Raw genomic sequence first — 25,601 nt, 5'->3', positions numbered from 1 at the left:
AAAAGGGGCAGTTTGATGATTACGATACCTTCCGCGATAGATGGACAGCCTTTCTTGCTTCAAGAGCTGGAACAAGTCATGAAGCCGCTCGGTTATGTGATAAACGGCGGCTGGGAGTACGACCACGGCTATTTTGATTATAAAATTGATAATAGAGACGGATATTTATTTTTAAGAATTCCCGTCAATGCCATACAAGGCAGTCTGGATGAACGCGGGGCAGCTGTCCGTATCGGAACTCCGTTTATGCTGAGGCAGGTGTTCCAGGCAGGCCTTGATGATCATGCTGAAGGAGGGCCGTTTCAATCGCTGTTTAATCAATTTTCTGAGCCCGAGAGACGGGACGCAGAGATTGATCCGGCGTATTTGGATATCGGCGCCTCCCTTGTCAAAGAGCTGGAGGATGTTTTGTTGGGTTAAAGCGCAAGGAACTGGTCCGTTTCAAGCACTTTATATGAAAGAGGAGGGGTAATCATAGGCCCTTCCTCTTTTTGTATGCCGATAATAGTGGTGTTGTGATCAAGAAAATAGAGGACGCATGTTTTATAAGCGGCACCATGCAGTTCAGAAGGAACCGAAATCAGCCGCACTTTTTTATCTAATGTCAGTTCGATTAAGCTTTGCGGTTTAGACAGCTGCAATTTGACCCGGTAATGTTCCAGCATCACGCGGCTTAAGAGCTGGGACGTCCCGATAATTTTATTAGCGCCCGCCCGTTCTGCATTGGTGACAAAGCGGTCTGTCAGAATTTCGACAATACAGTATGCCAGCGGATTCAACCCTTTGACTGATAACAGAATCAGCACCGACAGCATGTCCGCCTCCGCTTCACTTTTATATTGGTCGGCAGTGACCATAACTGTGTCCGCCTCAGTAATATTGGCTCGTTTCAGCGTTTCATCATCAGCGGCGTGTCCGCGTATGAAATGGACATTTTCAATGAGCGGCCCTTCTTTTAACGATTCATCAATCAGAACGACTGTCTTGGAGGGCGCCGCCAGCTGAAGCTCTCTCAAAAGGCGATTTGATTTTTCATTCCAGCCGATAATAATCACATGGCCCCGTCCTTTGTAAGCGACCTTTCCCTCTATGTAGCGGTGCTGTTTGCTGAAAGCGGCAGCGGATAAGGTGGCAAAGTAAGCAGTGACAAAGCTTGCGCCGATGAATATCAGCAGCATTCCGGCTGCTTGACCAAGCGGCGTGTGCGGCACATAGTCTCCGTAGCCCACTGTTGAGACGGTAACCACGGCCCACCAAATACCTTCGAAGACGGAAGTAAACTGCTCGGGCTCAAGTAAATAAATGATTTGCCCGAACAAAAGAATCAGAAAAAGAATGATCAGCCCGATTCGGATAAATAACGGCCATCTCAGCCAAGAAATAAAGATCCGGTTTGATTTCATTCTTTTTCCCCTTCTTCAGATAATGAAATAGATAAAATCTGTTTAATAATCGTATTCAGCTTCTCATTTAGCTTTTCCTGGCCGTACAGGTCGCGGGCCTGCTTCATGAGATCAGCTGTATCGTCTTCAAGCTGAATGAGCGGTTCGTCGATTTCGGATTCATTATAAAATTGGATAAATACGTCCAGCCCTTCATTCATCCGGTCAATCGCTGTACTCAGCCGTTCCTTTTCCTCGCTCGTCACTTTCATGTTCATCACACCCGTGCTCTTTTTATAACAGTATGTCCCACTTTCGGCATTGTTTTTCAAAAAATGAACAAAACATATAAAACCGGATTTCTCCATAAACTAAAACAAATAGGCGAGAAAAGGATGGAACAGATGACGATCATTCAAAGAACCGTCGTGGTTTTGATCGGTACGCAGCTTGCGGCATCCGCAGTGATTTTGTTTATTTTCGACTTGAATTCGTATAATCACTTCTCCAATAGCTTCTCATGGCATCATTTTTTGAAAGAGCTGATTGGAGGCTTTTCTTTTTATTTGTTTTCGGCCGGCTTGTTCCTTTTGCTTATCGGAATGTGTGCGCCTAGACGGAAGAAGAAGCGCTTTTCTGTACACGAGAAAGAAAACTCATTAAAATAATCGTAATAAAGAAACATACGATCTTTAAAAAAGGATGATGAAACATGCTGTTTATATTTTTAACAATAGCCGCATTGGGATTGTCGTTTTGGGCACAATTTAAAGTAAAGAGCAACTTTGAAAAGTATTCAAAAGTGGAAGCCTCAAGCGGTCGAACAGGGGCAGAAACGGCAAGACGGATTCTAGATATAAACGGTCTTTACGACGTGCCGGTCGAACCGGTAAGAGGCGCTTTAACAGACCATTACGACCCGACAAGACGGGTGGTGCGTTTATCTGAGCCGGTCTATTACGGCCGCTCAATTTCCGCCATCTCCGTAGCTTCCCATGAAGTCGGACATGCCTTGCAGCATCAGGAGTCATATGGTGCGCTTGTGCTGAGACATAAAATCTTCCCAGTCGTGAATTTTGCATCCGGTGTGGCTCCTCTGCTTTTCTTAGGAGGCATGCTTCTCGGCAGCCTGAATTTGATCGGGCTTGGCATTATTCTGTTTTCAGCCGCTGTCTTTTTCCAGCTGATCACACTGCCGGTCGAATTCAATGCAAGTTCACGCGCGAAGCAAATTATTGTGTCAGAAGGATTCATCCGGAACAATGAAGAGAATGGGGTAAATAAAGTGCTGAGCGCCGCCGCCTTAACGTATGTGGCCGCCGCCCTGGTTTCCCTGTTTGAACTTCTTCGCTTTGTGATGATCTTCTTAAACGGTCGTAATGAGAATTAACGTTAAGGAGGTGGCCCCTTACCATTTATGGTAAGGGCTTTTTTTGCTTATATTACAATTGATCGCCATTTTTGTTTTGATTGGCATTACGGCTGTTTTCGTTGCAGCAGAATTTGCAATCGTCAAAATCAGAGGTTCAAAAATCAATCAGCTCATCGAAAGCGGAGACAGCCGGGCGCTTGCCGCACATAAAATCATCTCCAATCTTGACGAGTATTTATCAGCCTGCCAGCTCGGGATTACAATTACAGCCCTCGGCCTTGGATGGCTTGGTGAACCGACATTTGAACGCATTCTTCATCCCTTATTTACAGCGGCAGGCATACCGGAACCGTTTAACCACATAGTCACATTTGTAATTGCATTTATCATCGTCACTTTTTTGCATGTGGTAATGGGTGAGCTTGCGCCGAAAACGGTTTCCATTCAGAAGGCTGAAGCTGTCAGTTTATGGATTGCAAAGCCGCTGATCTGGTTCTATAAAATCACATATCCGTTTATTAAAGCATTGAACGGCTCTGCAAGTTTTCTTGTGAAATTGTTTGGCTTTCATTCAGTCAAGGAGCATGAGGTTGTCATCAGCGAGGAGGAACTGAGGCTGATCCTGTCAGAAAGCTATGAAAAAGGGGAAATCAACCAGTCCGAATTTCGCTATGTGAATAAGATTTTTGAATTCGACAACCGCGTGGCGAGAGAAATTATGATTCCGCGAACAGAAATCGTTGTCATTTCTCTGGAGCAGTCGCTTGAAGAAGCGATTCATCTCATCATTAACGAACGGTATACACGGTATCCTGTCATCAAAGAAGATAAGGATCATATTTTAGGGATTATCAACAGCAAAGATATGTTTAAAGCGTATTTTCTCGGCCAGCCGATTAAGCTGAAGCAAATTATGAGGCCTGTCATCAGAGTCATTGAAAGCATTCCTGTCCAGCAGCTTTTAATCCGCATGCAGAAGGAACGGATTCATATGGCGATTCTCGTAGATGAATACGGGGGAACGGCGGGGCTTGTAACTGTCGAGGATATTATCGAAGAAATCGTCGGGGAAATCCGTGATGAATATGATCAGGATGAAACGCCGCATATTTTGAAAAAAGGCGAGCACCATTATGTGATGGATGGCAAAGCGCTAATAGATGAAGTGAACGACCTGCTCGACATTGCCATTGAGAATGAAGAAATTGATACGATTGCAGGCTGGCTTCTGACGCAAAAAATGGAGCTGGAAGCAGGAGATGTGATACAGGCGGAGGGCTGCGAATTTAAAATCCTCGACGCTGAAGACCATCACATTCGATTTGTCGAAATCAAAAAAACAGAGTTTTAATCAAAAACAGCCGGGGATCGCGGCTGTTTTTTTGAGCTCAAAGAAAATCAGGACAAAAGGCTTCTGAAAATTGATCAGTGTTTTGTCATCGGCAAGAGGCTTTTTTTCTGAAAAAATGAATGCTTCAAAGGCCTTTTTCTACATAAGATATAAAAACCGCACACGCAGGAAGGAGTGGCTGTATGAAAAAGGCTTGGTGGAAGGAAGCGGTGGTCTACCAAATTTATCCCCGCAGCTTCAAGGATTCAAACAGCGATGGAATCGGAGATATTCAAGGAATCAGGTCCAAGCTTCCGTACATAAAAGAACTTGGTGCCGATGTGATTTGGATTTGTCCTTTGTACGACTCACCCAATGCGGATAACGGCTATGATATAAGAGATTATAAAAACATATTGAGCGATTTCGGCACAATGGCAGATTTCGATCAGCTGCTTCATGATATTCATGAGCTTGGCATGAAGCTCATTATGGATCTTGTCGTGAATCATACAAGTGATGAACATCCATGGTTCATTGAATCACGCGCATCTTTACAATCCCAAAAACGCGACTGGTATATTTGGAAGGACGGGAAAGACGGAAAAGAGCCAAACAATTGGGAAAGCATTTTCGGAGGATCGGCTTGGCAGTATGATCAGCAGACAAGCCAGTATTATCTCCACCTTTTTGATAAAAAGCAGCCAGACCTGAACTGGGAAAATCAAGAGGTAAGAAACGCCGTTTATGACATGGTCAATTGGTGGCTCGATAAAGGCATAGACGGATTTCGGGTGGATGCCATTTCTCATATTAAGAAAAAAGAAGGGCTGCCTGATCTGCCGAATCCGAAAGGGCTGCCCTATGTTCCTTCTTTTCCTTATCATATGAATGCTGAGGGCATATTGGATTTTTTAACAGAGCTGAAGGAAAACACATTTTCCCGCTACCCGATCATGACGGTCGGAGAGGCAAACGGTGTAGCGGCAAAGGAGGCGGCTGAGTGGGCGGGGGAGGAATCCGGCATTTTCAGCATGATTTTTCAATTTGAACATCTCGGCCTGTGGGATATAGAGGCCAATGAAAGCATCGATATCGCTGCATTCAAACGGATTTTAACAGAGTGGCAGAACCGTTTGGAGGGAATTGGCTGGAATGCTTTGTTTATGGAAAACCATGATCAGCCCCGTTCTGTTTCTGTATGGGGAGACGACGGGAATTCCTTAAAGGAAAGTGCAAAAGCACTCGCCTCTGTTTATTTTCTGATGAAAGGAACGCCGTTTATTTATCAGGGACAGGAAATCGGCATGACCAATGTGGCGTTTCCTTCCATTGAGGATTATGATGATGTCGCGATGAAGCGGCTGTATGACATAGAGACCGCAAAAGGCGCTTCTCACGAGGAAGTAATGAAGATTGTCTGGAAAAAGGGTAGAGACAATTCACGAACACCAATGCAATGGAATGCATCTTCTCACGCTGGGTTTTCCGATGCCAAGCCATGGATTGGGGTAAATGACAATTACACATGGCTGAACGCCGAGGCGCAAATAAACGATAACACATCTGTCTATCACTTTTACAAAAGCTTGATCAAACTCCGCCAAACATATGATGTATTTATTTATGGCCAATACGAGCTGATTTTGCCGGAAGATCAGCAAATCTTTGCATACCTTCGCAAAAACGAGAGCCAAACTGCGCTAATTGCGGCAAATCTGACGGGTGCGCCGGCGTTCTGCAGATATCCCGCATTGCCGTTATCTTCTGACAAACTCCAATTGTCGAATATGGAAACAGAACTGCATAAGCATACGACATCATTGCTGTTAAAACCTTATGAAGCCAGAGTATACCTATGGCAATAAAACTCCAGAAAAAAGCTGGAGTTTTTGTTTTCTTCAGGTTTATGAGCCTGATTTAACAGGAAAAAAAGAACACAGAACGAATATGCAAAGAGAAGAAGGGAATTGAAAGGAGAAACAAATGCTGAAAACTCTGCAAATCAAAACAAACAAAAGAGATGAAATGGTTGAAATCACTCACGAGGTCGAAGCGTTTCTTCAAGAAACAGGAGTGGCAAGCGGGGCAGCGCTGATTTACTGTCCGCATACGACGGCGGGCATTACAATTAATGAAAATGCCGATCCCGATGTGAAAAGAGATATGCTCCGAAGATTTGATGAGATGTATCCATGGGACCATGAGCTGGACCGCCATATGGAAGGCAATACAGCTGCACATATGAAGTCCAGTACGGTAGGCGCTTCACAGCATGTCATCATTGAAAACGGGCGTCTCATTCTCGGGACGTGGCAAGGTATTTATTTCTGCGAATTTGATGGTCCGCGCCAACGAACTTGCCATATCAAAATCATGGAATAACAGGAGGTGCTTCTATGACTCAATGGATGAAAGCACTATCATTATCAAAGCCTGTCATTCAGGCGCCGATGGCAGGCGGCCTGGTCACACCCCGACTGGCAGCCGCTGTGTCGAATGAAGGCGCGCTCGGAAGTCTCGCTTCCGGATATCTCAGTCCAGGTACGCTTGAAAAACAAATCATCGAGATGCAGGAATTGACCAGCAGCGCTTTTCAGGTAAATGTGTTTGTGCCGGAAAAAAGGAAGACACCGGACGATAAAACGGTTCACACATGGAAACAGAACATTCCGTTTGCGGAACAGGCGGCTGCTTTTCCTTTAGAGGAGGAAGAGTGGGAGGATTTTCATCAAAAAATAAATCTGATTCTTACATACAATGTAAGAGCCTGTTCATTTACGTTCGGCATTCCGCCTGATGAAAGCATTCATTTATTAAAGAAAAATGGCTGCTGTCTTATCGGAACGGCTACTTCGCCGCAAGAAGCCGTCCTGCTGGAAGAGCGCGGAATGGATATCATCGTGCTGCAAGGCAGTGAAGCAGGCGGCCACCGTGGTTCTTTTCTGCCGGTCAGCGGAGAGTCTTCAATTGGCTTAATGTCACTGATTCCCCAAGCCGCAGACGCTGTTTCAGTACCCGTGATTGCGGCAGGCGGAATTGCAGACCGCCGCGGCGTCCAAGCGGCTCACTGTCTCGGAGCGCAAGGTGTACAGGTCGGGACTCCATTTCTTATGTGTGAGGAAAGCGCAGCCTCTGAAACGTACAGACAGGAATTAAAAGAAGCGCATGGAACAGACACGCGCCTTACCGCATTGTTTTCGGGGAAGCCTGCAAGGGGGATAGTCAACCAATGGATGAAAGAGCAACAAGCTGAAGAGGCAAATACACTTCCTTATCCATTGCAAAACACGTTAACAAAACCGATGAGAAAACATGCCGCCGCAGCCAAAGATTCCGGTCACATGTCTCTGTGGGCGGGGCAATCAGTCGGAATGCTCAATGGGCCCGCTGACGTGAAAACGCTGATAGCTGAGCTTTGCCAATCGTAACATAACTAACAGAGGTGACAGACGATGAACATTCTTCAATATTCTTATAAAAAGAAAGGGAAAATTGAGTTTGTATTTGAAGACTGGCCTCATTCAAAAGTTACAATGGCTCCCATCAAAGGGTATTATTTTGTCCGGTTTATCAAGTGGAGCAGCCAAGATCCCATCGTGACGAGAAATGACCTTGAAAAAATGGAATGGGCTGCGAACCAGTATGTCGGCACAGCCCCTTTCTATCGAAAACGAAAAGCATTTGAAACCCCATCGTCCCCAAAATAGACGGTGGGGTTTTTAGCGGGTGATCGGATAGAGTGACGGAATATCAAGTCTGGTCGCTTGTGAAAGGAGATAAGCTGACTGTACGGCTCCTTTTCGTCTGAAAGAATTCAGCTTATCAACAATTTGCTGAGCGTTTAAAATTCCCAGGCCGTGAGCAAAATATTTGTCCTTTTCTAATAAAATCACATTTTCGCCTCTCCACTGCGCTTTCTGCGGATCAAATTCAGGATTTTTAAAATACAAACAGTCTCCAAGGAAAAAGTGATGTCCCGTTTCCGTATATATCGGCAATTTCTCATAATGCCAGTCATATAAAATAATTCTGTCAAAGGCTGCGTCGAATTTTTCTTCTCCGATGGTTTTAAGCAATGCTAAGTAATAAATCACAACGATTGCCGTCGCGCATTCAAACGCGTAAAACGGGCCGTTTTCTGCAATATCCCGAATCGCCTTTGAAGGCGGCATTTTATACTTAAGCTCCAGAGCCCCTTCCGGTGAAACCCGCCAATACGCTGTATTCCCGTATGTTTTTACAAAGGTGGCGAACTTCGCCCCGCTTTTATGCAGCGCTTTTGCCGATTCAACAATGTTCATGCGCAAATGAAGCTCAAACATCAGTTCAGCGATCGAATGATAATCAAACTGAACGGGTGTATCAATCATTTCTTTTAGCAGCGGATTCAGGTTTTTGTCTATTTGCCAGTTTTCAATGTCTTGGGGACGGAGCCATTGCCCGGATACAATAATCATCTGAAGCCCCCCTTGTTTTTTATAAACTATGCACAAGGCTTGGGCAATGAAAGCTAAAAAGACAGAGAAATGTTGAAAAGGAAATTTCTTCTATTTTAAAAACTTTTTAAAGCAGCCGATATATACTGTATCAAACCTGAAGGAGAAGCTGGATATGAAGACTTTTATCAATTGGCTGACAAAACCGTCTATTTCTAGAAAACTAATTATTTCATTTGTTGTGATTTTAATCATTCCGATTCTTATATTGGAATTCAGTTCTTACCGCTCAGCAAGCGGAAAACTGGATCAGGAAATCATGGGAAATGCGAAAAATAGTGTCGATTCATTTAATACAACCGTTACAAATGATTTAGGAGCAAAAGCGAAAGGCGTCAGCTTTTTCAGCGAATCACTGAAAAGCTCCGCGTTTAAAGGAAAATCCAAACAGGAAGAGCTTAAAACCAAGTTTTCGCAATATGTTTCCATTAACCAAGACGTAGCCAGAATTTACGGAGGGGCAGAAAACGGCACATATGTACAGGCACCGAAAGAAAAATTGCCGGATGGCTACGATCCGAGAAAACGCTCTTGGTACCAGGATGCAATGAAAGCCGGCGGTGAAATCGTAGTGACCGATCCTTATGTGGCAGCCAGCGACGGAAGCATGGTCATTACCATTGCTCAGGAATTGAAGGATGGTTCAGGCGTCGTCGCCATGGATATCACAATTGATAAACTGTTAGAACAGTTGAAACAAATTAAAGTCGGAAAAGAAGGCTATGCTTTCATCGCGACGAAAAACAAAACATATGTCGCCCATCAAAACCATAAGGCTGGTGAAGAGCTGTCTGGCGACTGGGTTGCCGAAATGTATGACAAGGACAGCGGCGAGCTGCAGTACACCCTGAATCATGAAGATAAAAAGATGACATATACGACAAATCAACTGACTGGCTGGAAAATTGCCGGCACCATGTATATGAGTGAAATCAAGGAATCCTCAAAATCTGTCCTGACAACAGGCATGATCGTGCTGATTGCTTCAATACTGGCAGGCGGGATGTTAATCCTGTTTATCGTTGGTTCGATCACAAAACCGTTAAAACGTCTGGTTCAATCATCAAAAATGATCAGCAGCGGAGATCTGACAGAAACCATCGAGATCCGTTCGAAAGATGAACTGGGCGAGCTTGGCGAAAGCTTCAATGAAATGGGACAATCCTTGCGTTCGCTTATCAGCGCCATTCAAGACTCGGTTAATAATGTTGCCGCATCATCCGAACAGCTGACTGCATCCGCCGGGCAAACGAGCAAGGCGACGGAGCATATTACAATGGCAATTGAGCAGTTCTCAAACGGAAACGAAGAGCAGAGCGAAAAAGTGGAGTCCAGCTCTCATCAGCTGAACATGATGAATGAAGGGCTCCAGCAAGTCTCACAAACATCATCAGACATTACGAAAGCGTCTATCCAATCAACGGAAATCGCGGGTACAGGCGAGAAGTTTGTCCAGCAGACAGTCGGGCAGATGAATTCAATTAATGAGTCGGTTCAGCAGGCTGAAGCAGTGGTGAAAGGGTTAGAAGAAAAATCAAAAGATATCACGAGTATTTTACGAGTCATCAATGGGATTGCCGATCAAACAAACCTGCTGGCATTAAATGCAGCCATTGAAGCGGCGCGGGCCGGGGAATCTGGACGAGGCTTCTCTGTTGTAGCGGAGGAAGTGCGTAAACTGGCCGTTCAATCTGCAGATTCATCTAAAGAAATCGAGAATCTGATCCAGGAAATCGTTGCAGAAATCGAAACTTCTCTTCACATGTTTAAAGCCGTTAATCAAGAAGTGCAATCAGGGCTAGTTGTCACAGACAATACAAAGGAAAGCTTCCAAAGTATTTTCAGCATGACAAATGAGATTGCAGACAAATTGCAGACGATGAATACAACAGTTGAACAGCTGTCAGGCCGTTCAGAGCATGTATCGGCAGCAGTGAGCGGAATTGCCGATGTTTCAAGAGAAAGCTCGGCAAGCATTCAAGACATTGCTGCATCGGCCGAGGAGCAGCTTGCTTCTATGGAAGAAATCAGTTCATCAGCCACTACCCTGGCGCAGATGGCAGAAGAGCTCCGTGATCTGACGAAGAAATTTAAAATTGAATAAGAGCAAAAAACAGCGCTTATGAAGCGCTGTTTTTTTGTATAAGAAATAATATAAAAGACCTGTCTAAATCGGTGAGTTTTGAACTATTTTTCATTTTTTCCTTCATTTTCAATGTAAGATAAAGGAATATCAGCCGATATAATTTGTAAATTATTGAAAGAAGGTTCAAGAGGAATGAAAAAAACACTCACCACCATTCGCAGATCATCAATTGCCAGGAGACTCATTATTTCTTTCCTGCTGATCTTAATTGTCCCGATTACGGCACTATCGGTAAGCGCTTATCAATCAGCAGTTGCATCTCTTGACATACAGATGACGCAAAGCGCAAAGGAAAACGTTCAAATATTAGATAACATTATTGATGGCAAGATCAAAACGACTGAAAAAAGCCTCTCGTTTTTCAGCGATTGGGCGACAGCAGACAGGTTGAAAGACAAGGAAAAAACGGAGCTCAAACAAGAATTTAAACAATTTATTCAAATGAATGACAATGTCGCTGCGGTGTTTTCAAGCAGCAAAGACGGAACATTCACACGCTATCCGCACGCAGACATGCCGAGTGACTTTAATGCTTTAGAACGTGACTGGTACACAGAAGCCATGGCTAATAAAGGAAAGACAATTGTGACCGAACCTTACGAATCCATTTCATCAGGAAAAATGGTTGTTACCATTGCACGCCAGACAAAGGACGGATCAGGCGTTGTCGCCATGGATATGAAAATCGATGACCTTGTGGCTACAGCAAAAGAAATCAGTATTGGTAAAGAAGGCTATGCCTTTATCCTCAGCCAAAATAAAAAAATCATCGCCTACTCCGGTGAAAAAGCGGGAAAGCAGTTAGAAGGGGAGTGGATAGACAAACTTTACAAAGACAAAAGCGGCGACTTTGAATATACGCACAAAGGAAAGAAGAAGAAAATGGCGTTCGCCACAAGCGAAACAACAGGCTGGAAAATCAGCGGCACGATGTATGCCAACGAGATTCATGATGCCGCAAGCAGGGTTCTTGTTATGGCATCAGTTGTTCTGGCCATTGCCATTGCAGCCGGAATAACGGCGATTTATTTTGTCATCCGGTCGATTACAAGGCCTTTGAAACGCATCGTGGCGTCAGCTGAAAAAATCAGCAAAGGCGATTTAACAGAAACGATAGAAATCAACTCAAAAGACGAACTCGGGGTTTTGAGCCAAAGCTTCAACAATATGGCGCACTCGCTCCGCTCGCTGATCTGCGGCATCAAAGAATCTGTAGAACATGTCGCCTCATCGTCAGAAGAGCTGACAGCTTCCGCAGATCAGACAAGCAAGGCCACTGAACACATTACAATGGCGATCGAACAATTTTCAAACGGAAGCGAAAACCAGAGCGACAGAATCGAGACGACAACAGAACAAATTAACGAAATGAACGACGGACTGGCAGAGCTGGCCCGGGCAGCGGCAGTCATTACAGAAACCTCTGCAGACGCCACCGAAGTGTCAAGCGCAGGGGAAACACTCGTTCAGAGAACAGCCGGCCAAATGAATACGATTGATTATTCTGTGAAAGAAGCGGAGAAAGTGGTCAAAGGCCTGGAAATCAAATCAAAGGATATCACAAATATTTTACGTGTTATCAACGGCATCGCAGATCAAACCAATCTTTTAGCATTAAATGCCGCCATTGAAGCGGCCAGAGCAGGCGAGTACGGACGAGGCTTTTCTGTGGTCGCTGAAGAAGTGAGAAAACTTGCGGTACAGTCGGCAGATTCAGCTAAGGAAATTGAATCGCTGATCAGCGAAATCGTAAAAGAGATTCATACATCATTAAACGTGCTTCAATCTGTGAATAAAGAAGTGGAAACAGGTCTGGTCATGACAGACGAAACAAAACAAAGCTTTAACCATATATCAAAAATGACGAATCAAATTGCCGCAGAACTGCAAAACATGAATGCGACGGTTGAACAGCTGTCGGCGGGTTCTCAGGAAATATCCGCTGCTTCTATAGATATCGCCGCTATTTCTAAAGCAAGTTCGGACGGCATTCAAGATATCGCCGCTTCAGCCGAGCAGCAGCTTGCCTCCATGGAAGAAATCAGCTCATCGGCGCAGACGCTTGAAAAAATGTCCGAAGAGCTGCGAGATTTGACAAAACGATTTAAATTGGATAATTAATAGGTCTAAATAACTAATTTTTAATAGGGATTTAGTTATTTTTCTTGAATTTCTTCTTTTTTAATGTATATATTTACCCATTTTCAGCCGATATGAAGGGTAGCATAAAAAAGGAGAAATGAACTGATGAAAAAAATACTCCAACTTATCAAACAGAGATCAATTACACGGAAGCTTCTTGTTTCCTTTCTATCGATTCTCATCATACCGGTTGCCATAGTAGCTGCGATTGCTTATGAGTCTGCCAGCAGCTCGCTCGACAGACAGATGATGGGAAGCGCCCTAGAAAATGTACAGCAGCTAAACGACATCATTAACACCAGCATCGGAGAAAAAGAAAACAGCGCCGAATACTTCAGTGAATGGCTGACACAAAAGAAATATAAAGCAAAGAGCAATGCCAGCATTGAAGAGAAATTCTCACAATATATTAAAATCAATAAAGACGTGGAATCCATTTATACGAGTGACAAAGACGGGCGCTTTACCCGTTATCCGGATTTGCCGATGCCAAGCGATTATAATCCAGTTGAACGGGACTGGTACAAAAAAGCGGTTGCCAATAACGGCAAAGTCGTCATAACAGATCCATACAAAACAGCATCTACGAATACAATGGTTGTGACAATTGCCCAGCAGACAAAAGACGGATCAGGCGTTATCGCGATCAACATGACGATCGATAACCTGCTGAAAACGACGAAACAAGTGAACATCGGCACAGAAGGCTATGCTTTTATTATGACGAAAGACAAAAAGGTCGTTGCGCATCCTGATGAGACTTCAGGAACCGAATTGAAAGGCGACTGGCTTGAACAGATGCTGTCTGCCGATAAAGGCGATTTTCAATACAGCATGAACGGCGATAAGAAAAAAATGGCCTTTGATACGAACAAGCTAACGGGATGGAAGATAGGCGGAACGATGTATCTGGACGAGATTCACGATGCGGCTAAGCCTGTGCTTCACCTCGCATTAATTGTCCTGATTGCAGCCATTCTCGTTGGTATCATCGTGATGACATTGGTTATTCGATCAATCACGACACCGCTGAAACAGCTTGTCGGTTCGTCTAAGCGGATCAGTGAGGGAGATTTAACGGAAACAATTGATATCCGTTCAAAAGATGAACTGGGCGAACTGGGCAAAAGCTTTAACAATATGGCGTCTTCACTTCGCTCTCTCATACACGCCATTCAGGATTCGGTAGACAATGTTGCCGCTTCCTCCGAGGAATTGACGGCATCTGCCGCGCAAACAAGCAAGGCGACCGAGCATATCACATTGGCAATAGAACAATTTTCAAACGGCAATGAAAAACAAAATGAAAACATCGAAACAGCGGCGGAGCATATTTATCAGATGAATGACGGATTGACGAATATGGCTCAAGCTTCTGAAGTCATTACAGATTCATCTGTTCAATCGACAGAAATCGCGAGTGCGGGCGGACAGCTTGTTCATCAGACTGTCGGCCAAATGAACGTGATAGACAAGTCCGTGAAAGAAGCGGAACAAGTTGTTCGCGGATTGGAAACCAAATCAAAAGACATCACAAACATTCTGCGCGTGATTAACGGTATTGCTGACCAGACGAACCTGCTTGCACTAAACGCTGCCATTGAAGCGGCGCGCGCGGGTGAATACGGGCGCGGCTTCTCCGTCGTAGCGGAAGAAGTCAGAAAGCTGGCTGTACAGTCCGCTGATTCAGCTAAAGAGATTGAAGCGCTCATCATTGAAATCGTGAAAGAAATCAACACATCTCTCGGCATGTTCCAGTCTGTGAACCAAGAGGTGCAAACAGGCCTTGACATCACAGATCAAACAGAGACAAGCTTTAAACGAATCTCTGAAATGACAAACCAGATAGCCGGAGAACTGCAAAACATGAGTGCGACGGTTCAGCAGCTTTCTGCCAGCTCTGAAGAGGTATCGGGAGCGTCTGAGCATATTGCATCAATTTCAAAAGAAAGCTCAGCCCACATTCAAGATATCGCGGCATCAGCCGAAGAGCAGCTTGCTTCTATGGAAGAAATCAGCTCATCAGCAGAAACACTTTCAAGCATGGCTGAAGAGCTTCGCGATATGACAAAACGGTTTAAAATCGAATAATGAGTCAAAACACCCAAGGTTCTGCACTTGGGTGTTTTTTTTAGTTTTTTTATTAAAGCTTTTATCCTAGCTTGACGATATTATTTTTAGCTTAAAGGAGGAATTATCGAGAATGGGAAAATTCATACATTGGATCAAACAGCCATCAATCAGCAAACCGCTTATCGCTGCGTTTCTGACAGTGCTCATTTTGCCGATTGGGGTATTAGCATATTTCAGTTATCAATCAGCTTGGAACGCGCTGGACAGGGAACTCACGAATAGTGCAATAGGAAACGTTGAAGAACTCAACAGCACACTTGAAAACAAATTGAAAAATAAAGTAAAAGCAATTGATTATTACAGTGAGACGATTGATAAAGACATATTACAAGGCAAAAATAAAACCTTACTGAATGAAAAATTTAAGCAGTACACAACACTAAATGCCGATGTAGGAGCAATCTATGCGGCTTCAGAAAATAAAAAGCTCTTCAAATATCCGGAAAGCGGCGTTCCTAAAGGTTTCGATCCGACAGAACGTGACTGGTACAAACAAGCCGTTGCAAAAAAAGGACAGGCTGTTTTCTCAGAGCCGTATACTGACGAAGCGACAGGAGATATCGTTGTTACGATTTCCAAACAATTAAAAGATGGCTCAGGGGTCATAGCGCTTGATTTAAATCTGGATGAAGTGCTGACAGCTTCACAGAGAATAAAAATCGGTAAAAACGGCTTTGCATTTATTACAACAGGCAACAAAAAATATATCGCCCATCCGACGATTAAGCCAGGAACAACTGGATCCGGCGACTGGACAAAAGAGGTATATTCAAAAGCAGACGGCTCATTTGAATACACCTTCGAAGGCAAAGAAAAGAAAATGGCATTTGCGACAAATAAACTGACAGGGTGGAAAATCGCAGGTACGTATTTTGTCAGTGAATTGCAAGATGCTTCAAGTCCGGTACTGAACACTGCCGTTATCATTCTATGCGTGTCAATTGTGATCGGCGGCATACTCATTCTCTTTATTATACGCGCCATCACCAAACCGTTAAGAAAACTGGTTTCAACATCTGCGAAAATAAGCAGCGGAGATTTAACGGAAGTAATTGATATTCAGTCGAAAAATGAGTTTGGCCAGCTAGGAGAAAGCTTTAACGAGATGTCTGAATCATTGCGTTCTGTCATCGGTGTTATTCAAACGTCTGTAGAAAATGTCGCATCATCTTCTGAAGAACTGACGGCAAGTGCGGCCCAAACGAGTAAGGCGACTGAACACATTACGCTGGCAATCGAACAGTTTTCGAATGGCAACGAGGCGCAAAGCGAGAAATTGGAAACAAGCTCAGATCATCTTTCTCAAATGAACCACGGCATATCAAAAGTGGCCCAGGCTTCATCGACCATTACAAAGTCTTCAATCCAGTCCTCTGAGGCAGCCGGAAGCGGAGAAAAACTGGTAGAGCACACAGTCGGCCAAATGAAGACAATCGATGAATCCGTTCAAAAAGCTGAAGCCGTCGTCAAAGGCCTTGAAACAAAATCTCAGGACATTACCAGCATCTTAAATGTAATCAATGGCATTGCCGATCAAACGAACTTGTTGGCTTTAAATGCAGCAATTGAGGCAGCCAGAGCCGGAGAATACGGCAGAGGCTTCTCTGTTGTAGCGGAAGAGGTCAGAAAACTTGCTGTGCAATCTGCAAGTTCTGCGAAGGAAATTGAAGGATTAATTCAAGAGATTGTCAGAGAAATCAGCACGTCGCTCTCTATGTTCCAATCCGTGAATCATGAAGTAAAAGAAGGTTTGCAAATTACAGATCAAACAGCTGAAAGCTTTAAGCAAATCTATGAGATGACATCGCAAATATCCGGTGAATTGCAAAATCTGAATGCGACGGTTGAACAGCTGTCAGTCGGGTCACAGGAAGTATCAAGTGCGGTTGAGGAGATTTCCGCAGTAGCGAAAGAAGGCTCAGCAGGCATTCAAGATATCGCAGCTTCGGCGGAAGAGCAGCTTGCGTCTATGGAGGAAATCAGCTCTTCAGCTGAAACATTGGCGAACATGGCGGAAGAACTTCAAGACATTACGAAAAAATTTAAAATTGAATCTTAATAGAAAAAGAAAGCGGCATATCTTTGCTGCTTTCTTTTTTTGTTTCTTGATAAAAACAAAAACAAACAAAAAGTATTCAAAAACAAACAAACATCATATATAATGAAAGCGGATACAAATAAAAGGGACGGGGGAAGATGAAATGGTGAAACATGTATGGGAATCAGAACATGCCGCCCAGCTGCCTAAGGGTGTTGAAGAGTTGGTGTATCGGTCCAATTTAATAGGTGCAGACCGCACTGTATGCAACTGGGGCGGCGGCAATACGTCGATGAAAACAACGGAGAAGGATTTCAGAGGCCGCGAAACAGAAGTGATGTGGGTAAAAGGTAGCGGCTCAGACTTGGCAACAATGAAAGCGCATAACTTTACCGGCCTGAGATTAGATGACATCCGTCCGCTGATTGAAAGAGACCAGATGTCAGATGAAGAAATGGTAGATTATTTGTCTCATTGTATGATAGACAGCAAACATCCCCGCTCTTCCATTGAAACACTCTTACACGCATTTTTGCCATACAATCATGTTGACCATACCCATCCGGATGCGATTATCAGTATTTGCTGCGCAGATCATGGAAAACAAATTGCCGAAGATATTTACGGCAGCCGGTTTGTGTGGGTGCCATACGTTCGCCCGGGATTTACTCTGTCTAAAATGATCGCAGACGGCGTGGCAAACAATCCAAATGCCGAGCTTGTCTTAATGGAAAAACACGGCTTAGTCACTTGGGGAGATACGTCAGAGAAGTGTTATGAGAAAACGATCTCCATTATTCAAGAAGCTGAGCAGTACATTCATGAACGCATCAACCAAAAACAGCGATTCGGCGGCAGGCGATACGAGTCACTGCCAGCAGATAAGCGGAAACAAATTCTGGCGGGTATCATGCCTGTTATCCGAGGAGCTGTAAGTGATGAAAAGAAAATGATCCTCTCCTATGACGATCATGAAGAGGTATTAGAATTTGTAAACAGCGTGCAAGCGCCGGAGCTTTCTCAAATTGGCGCTGCGTGTCCGGATCACCTGGTTCATACAAAGCGTGTCCCGCTGTACATTGAATGGAATCCGGAAACGCAAGATGCACAGGAGCTGGAGGATCTTTTGAAGTCAGGGATCGAGCGCTTCAAAGCAGAGTATCAAGCTTACTTTGCACGCAATCAGCAGGAAGGGGATCAAATCTTTGAATCAGCGCCGCGTGTCATATTGATTCCTGGCATTGGAATGGTCAATACGGGAAAAAGCCTTGCCATGTCAAAAGTTAGCGGTGCTTTATACCAGAGAGCTATTGCTGTAATGAAAGGATCTGCCTCACTCGGACGATTTGTTTCATTAAACGAAAATGAATCCTATCATGTTGAATACTGGCCGCTGGAATTATATAAACTCACGCTGGCCCCGCCGGAAGCAGAATTTTCTCGAAAAGTAGCATTGATAACAGGTGGAGCCGGCGGAATCGGAAGTGCAGCCTGCCGGCACTTTGCAGCAGAAGGCGGACACGTGATCGCGGCTGACCTGAATGTAGAAGGCGCACAAAAAATTGCCGAGGAAATAAACGAAACGTACGGAGAAGGACGCGCAATGGCTGTCAAAATGGATGTGACAAATGAAGATGAGGTACAGTCTGCCTTTGAACAAGCAGCGCTTACCTACGGCGGCATTGACATTGTCGTTAATAATGCCGGGCTGGCAACATCAAGCCCTTTTGACGAAACAAGCCTAAAAGAATGGAATCTCAATATCAATGTTTTGGGAACCGGCTATTTCCTCGTTGCCCGCGAAGCGTTTAAGCAAATGAAACAGCAAAACATAGGCGGAAGCATGGTGTTTGTGGGATCGAAAAACGCTGTCTATGCGGGAAAAAACGCTTCAGCCTACAGTTCGGTAAAAGCACTTGAAACCCATTTGGCTCGATGTATTGCGGCAGAAGGAGGAGAATACGGCATTCGTGTAAACTCAGTTTTGCCTGACGCGGTTCTCCAAGGCTCAGCGATTTGGGGGTCAAGCTGGCGGGAGGAACGGGCTGCGTCATATGGAATAGAGCCGGATCAGCTAGAGGAACATTATCGGAAACGCACAACGCTTTTGGTTAATATTTACCCGCAGGATATTGCCGAATCAATCGCGTTTTTGGCTTCGTCTAAAGCTGAAAAGACGACAGGGTGTATGATTACAGTAGACGGCGGCGTCCCGGCAGCTTTTACGCGTTAGAAGTATGCTATGATATGGGAAAAGCAAGGCGGATATTAATGAGGAAGGACGTTACCGATGTTAGTAGCAGAACGGCAGAAAAAAATAGTCGAACTAGTGAATAAGCGTTTAAGCATCCGCGTATCCGAATTGAGTGACATATTTTCTGTCACAGAAGAAACGATTCGGCGGGACCTTGAGAAGCTTGAGAAAGAGCATAAGCTGAGCCGCAGCCACGGAGGTGCGGTCAGCATTCAGCAGCAGGAGTCGGAAATTCATTTTTCTGAACGTGAAATTACAAATGTAATAGAGAAAAAAGCCATTGCTCATGAAGCGGCCAAATATGTAAAAAGCGGTGACCGAATCATTCTCGATGCAAGCACCACTGCATGGTACATGGCGAAAATACTCCCTGATATTGAGCTCACCGTCATTACAAATTCAATGAAGGCAGCCATTGAACTGAGCAAAAAACAAAAAATATCAGTTATCTCAACCGGCGGTATCTTGCTGACAAAATCATTATCATTTGCGGGACCGTTAGCTGAACGTTCACTAGAAACCTATCATGTAAATAAAACCTTTCTGTCCTGCCAAGGGTTTGATATGGAACATGGAATGAGCGACTCAAATGAGTGGCAGGCACTGCTTAAAATACGGATGATTGAAAGATCTGATCAGACCATTTTGATGGCCGATTCAAGCAAATGGGGGAACCGCGAGTTTTCACATATCGCCTCTTTGCAGGATGTCAGCTGCATCATTACCGATTCCAGACTTGATCCGGTATCAGTAAAAGCCCTTGAAGAAAAGAATGTGAAAGTAACAGCCGTCCCCCTTCCTAAAGAAAGGGTGAAAGGATGATATATGCTGCTGTTGATATAGGGGCATCAAGCGGGAGAGTCATCATAGGCGAACTCCAGAAAGGAAAGCTTGCAGTACAAGAGATTCACCGATTCGCAAACGGCTTCATGCAAAGAGACGGACATGGCTATTGGGATATTGATCATTTGCTAGAGCAAATCCTGCAAGGGCTGCAAAAGGTGAAAGCCCTTGGCTATGACTGCTGTACCGTCGGCATTGATACATGGGCCGTTGATTACGTCTTGCTGGATGAGAAAGGAAGCCGCTTACGAGAAGTCATATCATACCGGGATAAAAGAACAGAGAACACAATGGAGAAGCTTGCGCAAACGATATCAAAAGAAACAATCTATCAAAAAACAGGCATTCAGTTTCTGCCATTTAACACAATCTATCAATTATATGAAGAAGACCGAGAGCTGCTGAGACAAACAGAGCAGATTTTAATGGTGCCGGATTATTTAGGCTATTGCTTAACCGGCAAAGCAGCAGCGGAAATCACAAATGCGTCCACGACCCAGCTCTTAAACGCCTTAACAGGAAAGTTTGATCCCGAATTGCTCGAGGCCGTGTCTGTTAAGGAACAGCAATTTCCGCCGCTGACTGAACCGGGACAGGAACTCGGCATGCTAAGAAATGATTGGTTTCCAGGCTATGATTTGCCGGCTTGCAGGGTGATTACCGTCGCAACGCATGATACTGCTTCAGCTGTCCTCGCCGCACCAGGCATAAACAATGATTGGGCGTATATCAGCAGCGGAACATGGTCGCTAATCGGAATGGAGAACGAAACGCCGATTATAAATAAACTCGCGTTGAAAAACAATTATACAAATGAACGCGGCGCAAACAACACCATTCGTTTCCTGAAAAACATCATTGGCATGTGGATGATACAAGAAGTCCGGAAACAATTACGAAAAGATTATGAATTCCATCAACTGGCAGAAGAAGCTGGAAAAACAAAACCGTTTCAGCAGTTTATCAACTTAAATGATGATCGTTTTCTGAATCCGAACGACATGATAAAGGAAATACAACATTATTGCAGAGAAACCTTCCAACAGATTCCTCACACCGCAGGCGAACTTGCCTGCTGTATCTACAGCAATTTAGCCATCATCTATGCGATAGCCATCTCAGAACTAGAAACCATTACAGGGAAAAACATTCAACAGCTTCATATTATTGGAGGAGGCGCCCAAAACGACTTCTTAAATCAATTAACCGCTGATATGAGCGGAAAAACGGTATACGCCGGACCTGCTGAGGCGACAGCCATCGGAAATCTGCTGATGCAAATGATTGCTGCCAAAGAAATAAAGGACGTAAACCAGGCCCGCAAGACCGTCAGAAACTCCTTTCCTATTAAAGTGTTTATGCCTAAAGATCCTGACAGAAGCGCCATCATTCAGTCCTATCATCAAACTGTTTTGAAAGCGCTATCTAAATGAAAAGAGGTGATCAGCTTGAAAAGAAAAGCGAGTATCATGTTCGTCCATAAAGATAAATTCAAGGAATATAAACAGAGGCATGATGACATTTGGCCAGAAATGGCGGAAGCGCTTAAAGCCCATGGGGCGCATCACTATTCTATTTTTTTAGACGAAGAGACAGGCCGGTTATTTGCTTATTTAGAGATAGAGGATGAGGAAAAGTGGAAGAAGATGGCGGACACAGAGGTGTGCCGCAGATGGTGGAAATCAATGGCACCATTAATGAAAACAAACGCTGATGACAGTCCCGTTTCAATCGATCTGAAGGAAGTCTTTTATTTCGAATAAAAGGGAGAGAGCCGTATGACGATAAAAGCGAATTATGACAGTGCAAAACAAGAATATGAAAAATGGGGAATTGATGTTGAAGCTGTGTTCCGGCAATTGCAGCAAGTTCCGATCTCAATCCACTGCTGGCAGGGTGATGACATTGAAGGGTTTGAAGTGAATAAGGGCGAGCTTTCCGGCGGCATTGACGTCACAGGCAATTATCCCGGAAAAGCGCAAACCCCGGAAGAATTAAGAAGAGATCTGGAGAAAGCTCTGTCTCTCATCCCAGGAAAGCATCGGGTCAACCTGCACGCTATATATGCAGAAACAAACGGAGAAGTTGTAGAACGTGATCAGCTGAAGCCGCATCACTTTGAAAATTGGGTGAAGTGGGCGAAGGGTCTTGGTATCGGATTAGATTTCAATCCGACACTGTTTTCACATGAGAAAGCGGATGACGGGCTTACACTCGCACACCCTGATCCATCCATCCGGGAGTTTTGGATTCATCACTGCATCGCGTGCCGCCGCATCGGAGCGTATTTCGGCAAAGAATTAGGCACGCCTTGCTTGACGAATATTTGGATTCCGGACGGCTATAAGGATATTCCGAGTGACAGGCTGACGCCGCGTAAAAGATTAAAAGAATCATTGGATCGGATATTCCGCGAGGAAATCAGTGAAGATTACAATGTTGATTCGGTCGAGAGCAAGCTGTTCGGACTTGGATCAGAATCATATGTCGTCGGGTCTCATGAGTTTTATTTAGCCTATGCTTTAACGAACCATAAGTTATGCTTGCTCGATACGGGACATTTCCACCCGACAGAAACGGTATCAAACAAGATCTCGGCGATGCTGCTTTACACAGACAAACTTGCCTTGCACGTATCCCGGCCCGTTCGCTGGGACAGTGACCATGTCGTGATGTTAGACGATGAATTGAGAGAAATCGCCCTTGAGATCGTCCGTAATCAGGCATTAGAGAAAGTCGCCATCGGTCTGGATTTTTTCGATGCCAGCATTAACCGTGTCGCCGCCTGGACTATCGGAACGAGAAATATGATGAAAGCTTTAATGTACGCTTTGCTTCTTCCGAATGACCATTTAAAACAATTGCAGGATGAGGGGCGCTTTACAGAAAGGCTGGCGCTGATGGAGGAATTTAAAACTTATCCTTTCGGTGCCATCTGGGATTATTACTGTGAGCAAATGGGAGTACCGGTAAAAGAGGCTTGGCTTGATGATATCAAAGCATATGAACAAAACGTGCTTTTCAAAAGACAGGCATCCTCACCGATCGTTTAAAAAAATCCGCACGCGTGCAACATGCCGCGGGCGGATTTTTTTAGGCTTGATCAGCAGGGTACACAATACCCATCTGTTTTCTTGCTTCCTCCATGATTTTAGCAGTGATCAAGGAGCGTTCATATGTATTTTCTTCAGATTCCTGTTTCTTCTCTTTCACGAGTGAAACAAATTCAGCCGCTTCGTAATACATTGCCGGTTTAGGATCAGAGAGCGAAATGTTTTCCAGGCGGCCGTCACGATAGCGGATTTCCACTCGTTCAGGACGATGAATCGTATCCATTACAATTGTCCCGTCTTCTCCTTGGATTTCAGCAGGCGCGTAGGAAGTTGAGATTTTAGAATGCATCAGTACGGCCTCAAACCCGTCATATGAGAGAATGACGGTACCTTCTCCATCAACGCCGGAAGATAACGTGTATCCGTTCGCTTTCACGGCTTTCGGCTCTCCAAACAGCACAACGGCAGGGTAAATACAATAGATGCCGATATCCATCAATGAGCCGTTAGACAGCTCTGGCTGAAACGCGTTCAAAACAGTTCCGTTTCTAAACGCATCATACCTTGAAGAGTACTGACAGTAGCTTGCAATAAATCTGCGGATTGTGCCGATTTTGTGGAAGTGTTTTTTCAGCTCTTTAAAATTAGGCAGGAATGTGGTCTTCATTGCTTCCATGAGGACAACACCATTCGCTCTGGCGGCTGAAATCATTTCTTCTGTTTCTCTGGTATTTGAAGCAAGCGGTTTCTCGCATAACACATGTTTGCCATGTTTCATAAAGAGGATCGCCTGCTCCTTGTGAAGAGCATTCGGGCTGGCGAGATATACAGCATCAAAGCCATCGCTTGCCGCCATTTCCTGAAGGTCGGAGAAGGTATGTGCAGCCCCATGCCGAGCGGCAAACTCAGCGGCGCGTTCAGGTGTTCTTGAATAAACGGCTGTGAGCCGGAAATCTTCAATTTCCGAAGCTGCTTCTAGAAAGCGGTCTGTAATCCAATTGGTTCCTACTATTGCAAATCGTATCACGCATATCGCTCCTTTTGTATGATATAGCTAAATTATAGCTTAAAAAGAAGAAAAGCACATGATAGATCAAATCACATTTTTTAGTTAAGGAAGTTTTTCCAGCAATTAGCGGTTTTTATTTTTCATTATAGGTACGATAGTGTACAATTTACTTAAACTATGTATGACGGAGGAACGATAGTGGAGACGTTGCAAACATGGAGCGGCAGATTCAAGCGATTCTTCTTGGACAATAAGTTTGTTTTATTTTTGCTTGTTCTGCTGCTGATTGGTTTAAATATTCTCGTATTTACAAAAACATCATTTATTTTCACCCCGATCATTGTTCTGCTCAAAACGATATCGCTTCCGATTATTTTAACAGGCATTGTTTTTTATCTGTTAAACCCTGTCGTTGATTTCCTTGAGAGAAGAAGAATCAGAAGAATCTATTCTATTTTGCTGTTATATCTGTTGATTATCGGGCTGATCACGATCACAATCGTGTCGATTATCCCCTTTTTAAAAGAGCAAATTATGAGTTTGATTGACAACATCCCGAGATATGTGGATGTTGTTGAGAATCAGACAAAAGAACTGATCGGCAGTAACTTTGTCAATCAGGCGCAGCAAACGATGAACATTAATATATCTGATCTCGCGACAAAGGTGTCAGATCAGGCAGCGACGATTGTAAACAGCACCTTTACCGGCGTTGGGAATTTTATCGGCGCCTTAACTGAGATTATCATTTCGATCGTGACAGTTCCATTTATTCTTTTCTATCTGTTAAAGGACGGAAAGAAATTGCCGATCTACATACTGAAGTTTGTGCCGACACAATTAAAAGAGCAAACATACACAGTTTTAAGCGAAATGAATCATCGGCTAAGTTCTTATATCAGGGGACAGATCATTGTCAGCTTCTGCATTGGATTTTTGCTGTTTATCGGCTATTTAATCATCGGGCTGGATTACGCTTCGCTACTTGCTGTTATTGCTGCTTGTACAAGCATCGTGCCGTATTTAGGTCCGACAATCGCCATTACGCCTGCGATCATTATCGCTATTGTGACATCGCCTCTGATGCTGCTCAAGCTTGTGATCGTCTGGACAATTGTTCAGCTTATTGAAGGGAAACTGATCTCCCCGCAAATTATGGGGAAAAACCTTCATATCCACCCAATCACCATTATTTTTCTGCTGTTAACTGCCGGCAAGCTGTTTGGTGTTATCGGAATTATTCTTGCGATTCCGGGCTATGCAGTTGCCAAAGTCATTACGACACATTTATTTGACTGGTTTAAAATGCAGTCGCATCTATACGATGAAGAAAAAAATGAAAATGCAAAGAGTCATAAAGCATAAATTTCATTTATAGTTATATAAGACGGGCTTTCCAT

Annotated in this window: 22 protein-coding genes and 1 pseudogene; 19 read left to right on the top strand and 4 right to left on the bottom strand. The window is 44.2% G+C overall.

What is annotated here, in order from left to right:
* The first annotated feature begins 15 nt into the window (after positions 1-15).
* Positions 16-420, top strand: coding sequence for a YugN-like family protein (locus tag P3L57_RS15535; protein ID WP_069486988.1), 405 nt, complete (start codon positions 16-18; stop codon positions 418-420).
* Here P3L57_RS15535 and P3L57_RS15530 read toward each other — a convergent pair.
* Positions 417-1,403 carry a potassium channel family protein gene (locus tag P3L57_RS15530; RefSeq protein WP_044158911.1) on the bottom strand — a complete coding sequence of 329 codons (987 nt, stop codon included), beginning with the start codon at positions 1,401-1,403 and terminating at the stop codon, positions 417-419. The genes P3L57_RS15535 and P3L57_RS15530 overlap by 4 nt on opposite strands.
* Entirely contained in the window at positions 1,400-1,654 is a 255-nt protein-coding gene (locus P3L57_RS15525; RefSeq protein WP_044158910.1) for a protein mistic, read from the bottom strand. Before P3L57_RS15525 ends, P3L57_RS15530 begins: the two co-directional genes overlap by 4 nt.
* A 132-nt stretch (positions 1,655-1,786) precedes the next feature.
* Between P3L57_RS15525 and P3L57_RS15520 the strand changes: the two genes are divergently transcribed.
* The 7 genes from P3L57_RS15520 to P3L57_RS15490 all read left to right on the top strand — a co-directional run bounded on the left by P3L57_RS15520 (position 1,787) and on the right by P3L57_RS15490 (position 7,794).
* Positions 1,787-2,050: a YuzI family membrane protein gene (locus P3L57_RS15520; protein WP_044160303.1), complete on the top strand. Its 264-nt coding sequence runs from the start codon at positions 1,787-1,789 to the stop codon at positions 2,048-2,050.
* Between the two features lie 44 nt (positions 2,051-2,094).
* Positions 2,095-2,772 carry a zinc metallopeptidase gene (locus P3L57_RS15515; protein WP_024122643.1) on the top strand — a complete coding sequence of 226 codons (678 nt, stop codon included), beginning with the start codon at positions 2,095-2,097 and terminating at the stop codon, positions 2,770-2,772.
* A 43-nt stretch (positions 2,773-2,815) separates the two neighbouring features.
* Positions 2,816-4,105 carry a hemolysin family protein gene (locus P3L57_RS15510; RefSeq protein WP_059292660.1) on the top strand — a complete coding sequence of 430 codons (1,290 nt, stop codon included), beginning with the start codon at positions 2,816-2,818 and terminating at the stop codon, positions 4,103-4,105.
* 182 nt (positions 4,106-4,287) lie between these two features.
* Complete coding sequence (locus P3L57_RS15505; protein WP_069486989.1) at positions 4,288-5,952, top strand: glycoside hydrolase family 13 protein; 1,665 nt, start codon at positions 4,288-4,290, stop codon at positions 5,950-5,952.
* Between the two features lie 118 nt (positions 5,953-6,070).
* Positions 6,071-6,469 (top strand): secondary thiamine-phosphate synthase enzyme YjbQ, encoded by a 399-nt coding sequence (locus tag P3L57_RS15500; RefSeq protein WP_044158908.1) that lies wholly within the window; start codon positions 6,071-6,073, stop codon positions 6,467-6,469.
* 14 nt (positions 6,470-6,483) lie between these two features.
* Positions 6,484-7,515 carry a nitronate monooxygenase gene (locus P3L57_RS15495; protein ID WP_069486990.1) on the top strand — a complete coding sequence of 344 codons (1,032 nt, stop codon included), beginning with the start codon at positions 6,484-6,486 and terminating at the stop codon, positions 7,513-7,515.
* A gap of 24 nt (positions 7,516-7,539) precedes the next feature.
* The gene (locus P3L57_RS15490; RefSeq protein WP_024122638.1) at positions 7,540-7,794 is read left to right on the top strand and encodes a hypothetical protein; all 255 of its coding nucleotides are present in this window, start codon (positions 7,540-7,542) and stop codon (positions 7,792-7,794) included.
* A 12-nt stretch (positions 7,795-7,806) separates the two neighbouring features.
* Here P3L57_RS15490 and P3L57_RS15485 read toward each other — a convergent pair whose 3' ends face one another.
* On the bottom strand, positions 7,807-8,544 hold the full coding sequence (locus P3L57_RS15485) for a protein-glutamine gamma-glutamyltransferase (protein WP_069486991.1): 738 nt from the start codon (positions 8,542-8,544) through the stop codon (positions 7,807-7,809).
* 154 nt (positions 8,545-8,698) lie between these two features.
* Between P3L57_RS15485 and P3L57_RS15480 the strand changes: the two genes are divergently transcribed.
* From P3L57_RS15480 to rhaA, 10 genes and pseudogenes are all read left to right on the top strand, one after another.
* The gene (locus P3L57_RS15480; RefSeq protein ID WP_059292664.1) at positions 8,699-10,687 is read left to right on the top strand and encodes a HAMP domain-containing methyl-accepting chemotaxis protein; all 1,989 of its coding nucleotides are present in this window, start codon (positions 8,699-8,701) and stop codon (positions 10,685-10,687) included.
* Positions 10,688-10,861: 174 nt separating this feature from the next.
* Positions 10,862-12,850 carry a methyl-accepting chemotaxis protein gene (locus P3L57_RS15475; protein WP_069486992.1) on the top strand — a complete coding sequence of 663 codons (1,989 nt, stop codon included), beginning with the start codon at positions 10,862-10,864 and terminating at the stop codon, positions 12,848-12,850.
* A 126-nt stretch (positions 12,851-12,976) separates the two neighbouring features.
* Positions 12,977-14,017: pseudogene (locus tag P3L57_RS20770) on the top strand (cache domain-containing protein); the annotation flags it as partial.
* The gene (locus P3L57_RS20765) at positions 14,012-14,962 is read left to right on the top strand and encodes a methyl-accepting chemotaxis protein (protein WP_369810968.1); all 951 of its coding nucleotides are present in this window, start codon (positions 14,012-14,014) and stop codon (positions 14,960-14,962) included. The pseudogene P3L57_RS20770 and the gene P3L57_RS20765, both read left to right, overlap by 6 nt.
* 112 nt (positions 14,963-15,074) lie before the next feature.
* The gene (locus P3L57_RS15465) at positions 15,075-17,063 is read left to right on the top strand and encodes a methyl-accepting chemotaxis protein (protein WP_069486993.1); all 1,989 of its coding nucleotides are present in this window, start codon (positions 15,075-15,077) and stop codon (positions 17,061-17,063) included.
* Positions 17,064-17,205: 142 nt separating this feature from the next.
* Positions 17,206-19,275: a bifunctional aldolase/short-chain dehydrogenase gene (locus P3L57_RS15460; RefSeq protein ID WP_069486994.1), complete on the top strand. Its 2,070-nt coding sequence runs from the start codon at positions 17,206-17,208 to the stop codon at positions 19,273-19,275.
* A gap of 57 nt (positions 19,276-19,332) precedes the next feature.
* A complete protein-coding gene (locus P3L57_RS15455) occupies positions 19,333-20,118 on the top strand; it encodes a DeoR/GlpR family DNA-binding transcription regulator (RefSeq protein ID WP_024122630.1) in 786 nt (261 codons plus the stop codon).
* The gene (gene rhaB / locus P3L57_RS15450) at positions 20,115-21,572 is read left to right on the top strand and encodes a rhamnulokinase (protein WP_059334723.1); all 1,458 of its coding nucleotides are present in this window, start codon (positions 20,115-20,117) and stop codon (positions 21,570-21,572) included. The genes P3L57_RS15455 and rhaB overlap by 4 nt, the downstream gene beginning before the upstream one ends.
* Before the next feature lie 15 nt (positions 21,573-21,587).
* On the top strand, positions 21,588-21,902 hold the full coding sequence (gene rhaM / locus P3L57_RS15445; protein WP_059292671.1) for an L-rhamnose mutarotase: 315 nt from the start codon (positions 21,588-21,590) through the stop codon (positions 21,900-21,902).
* 15 nt (positions 21,903-21,917) lie between these two features.
* Positions 21,918-23,192, top strand: coding sequence for an L-rhamnose isomerase (gene rhaA / locus P3L57_RS15440; RefSeq protein ID WP_044158893.1), 1,275 nt, complete (start codon positions 21,918-21,920; stop codon positions 23,190-23,192).
* Positions 23,193-23,232: 40 nt separating this feature from the next.
* On the opposite strand, the gene P3L57_RS15435 is transcribed toward rhaA, so the two are convergent.
* Positions 23,233-24,219 (bottom strand): Gfo/Idh/MocA family protein, encoded by a 987-nt coding sequence (locus tag P3L57_RS15435; RefSeq protein ID WP_059334718.1) that lies wholly within the window; start codon positions 24,217-24,219, stop codon positions 23,233-23,235.
* A 180-nt stretch (positions 24,220-24,399) separates the two neighbouring features.
* Between P3L57_RS15435 and P3L57_RS15430 the strand changes: the two genes are divergently transcribed.
* Entirely contained in the window at positions 24,400-25,566 is a 1,167-nt protein-coding gene (locus P3L57_RS15430) for an AI-2E family transporter (RefSeq protein WP_024122625.1), read from the top strand.
* Positions 25,567-25,601: the final 35 nt, after the last annotated feature.

The organism is Bacillus sp. B28 (genome assembly GCF_029536185.1).
GTDB classification, from domain to species: domain Bacteria; phylum Bacillota; class Bacilli; order Bacillales; family Bacillaceae; genus Bacillus; species Bacillus halotolerans.
Note: the sequence above shows the minus strand (reverse complement) of the source record. Positions and strands in the feature narration are given on the sequence as shown.

Bases quoted from the DNA above. Each gene is read 5' to 3' on its own strand.
- P3L57_RS15535 (WP_069486988.1), top strand. From the start codon at position 16: ATGATTACGATACCTTCCGCGATAGATGGACAGCCTTTCTTGCTTCAA.
- P3L57_RS15530 (WP_044158911.1), bottom strand. From the start codon at position 1,403: ATGAAATCAAACCGGATCTTTATTTCTTGGCTGAGATGGCCGTTATTT.
- P3L57_RS15525 (WP_044158910.1), bottom strand. From the start codon at position 1,654: ATGAAAGTGACGAGCGAGGAAAAGGAACGGCTGAGTACAGCGATTGAC.
- P3L57_RS15520 (WP_044160303.1), top strand. From the start codon at position 1,787: ATGACGATCATTCAAAGAACCGTCGTGGTTTTGATCGGTACGCAGCTT.
- P3L57_RS15515 (WP_024122643.1), top strand. From the start codon at position 2,095: ATGCTGTTTATATTTTTAACAATAGCCGCATTGGGATTGTCGTTTTGG.
- P3L57_RS15505 (WP_069486989.1), top strand. From the start codon at position 4,288: ATGAAAAAGGCTTGGTGGAAGGAAGCGGTGGTCTACCAAATTTATCCC.
- P3L57_RS15500 (WP_044158908.1), top strand. From the start codon at position 6,071: ATGCTGAAAACTCTGCAAATCAAAACAAACAAAAGAGATGAAATGGTT.
- P3L57_RS15495 (WP_069486990.1), top strand. From the start codon at position 6,484: ATGACTCAATGGATGAAAGCACTATCATTATCAAAGCCTGTCATTCAG.
- P3L57_RS15490 (WP_024122638.1), top strand. From the start codon at position 7,540: ATGAACATTCTTCAATATTCTTATAAAAAGAAAGGGAAAATTGAGTTT.
- P3L57_RS15485 (WP_069486991.1), bottom strand. From the start codon at position 8,544: ATGATTATTGTATCCGGGCAATGGCTCCGTCCCCAAGACATTGAAAAC.
- P3L57_RS15480 (WP_059292664.1), top strand. From the start codon at position 8,699: ATGAAGACTTTTATCAATTGGCTGACAAAACCGTCTATTTCTAGAAAA.
- P3L57_RS15475 (WP_069486992.1), top strand. From the start codon at position 10,862: ATGAAAAAAACACTCACCACCATTCGCAGATCATCAATTGCCAGGAGA.
- P3L57_RS20765 (WP_369810968.1), top strand. From the start codon at position 14,012: ATGGCGTCTTCACTTCGCTCTCTCATACACGCCATTCAGGATTCGGTA.
- P3L57_RS15465 (WP_069486993.1), top strand. From the start codon at position 15,075: ATGGGAAAATTCATACATTGGATCAAACAGCCATCAATCAGCAAACCG.
- P3L57_RS15460 (WP_069486994.1), top strand. From the start codon at position 17,206: ATGGTGAAACATGTATGGGAATCAGAACATGCCGCCCAGCTGCCTAAG.
- P3L57_RS15455 (WP_024122630.1), top strand. From the start codon at position 19,333: ATGTTAGTAGCAGAACGGCAGAAAAAAATAGTCGAACTAGTGAATAAG.
- rhaB (WP_059334723.1), top strand. From the start codon at position 20,115: ATGATATATGCTGCTGTTGATATAGGGGCATCAAGCGGGAGAGTCATC.
- rhaA (WP_044158893.1), top strand. From the start codon at position 21,918: ATGACGATAAAAGCGAATTATGACAGTGCAAAACAAGAATATGAAAAA.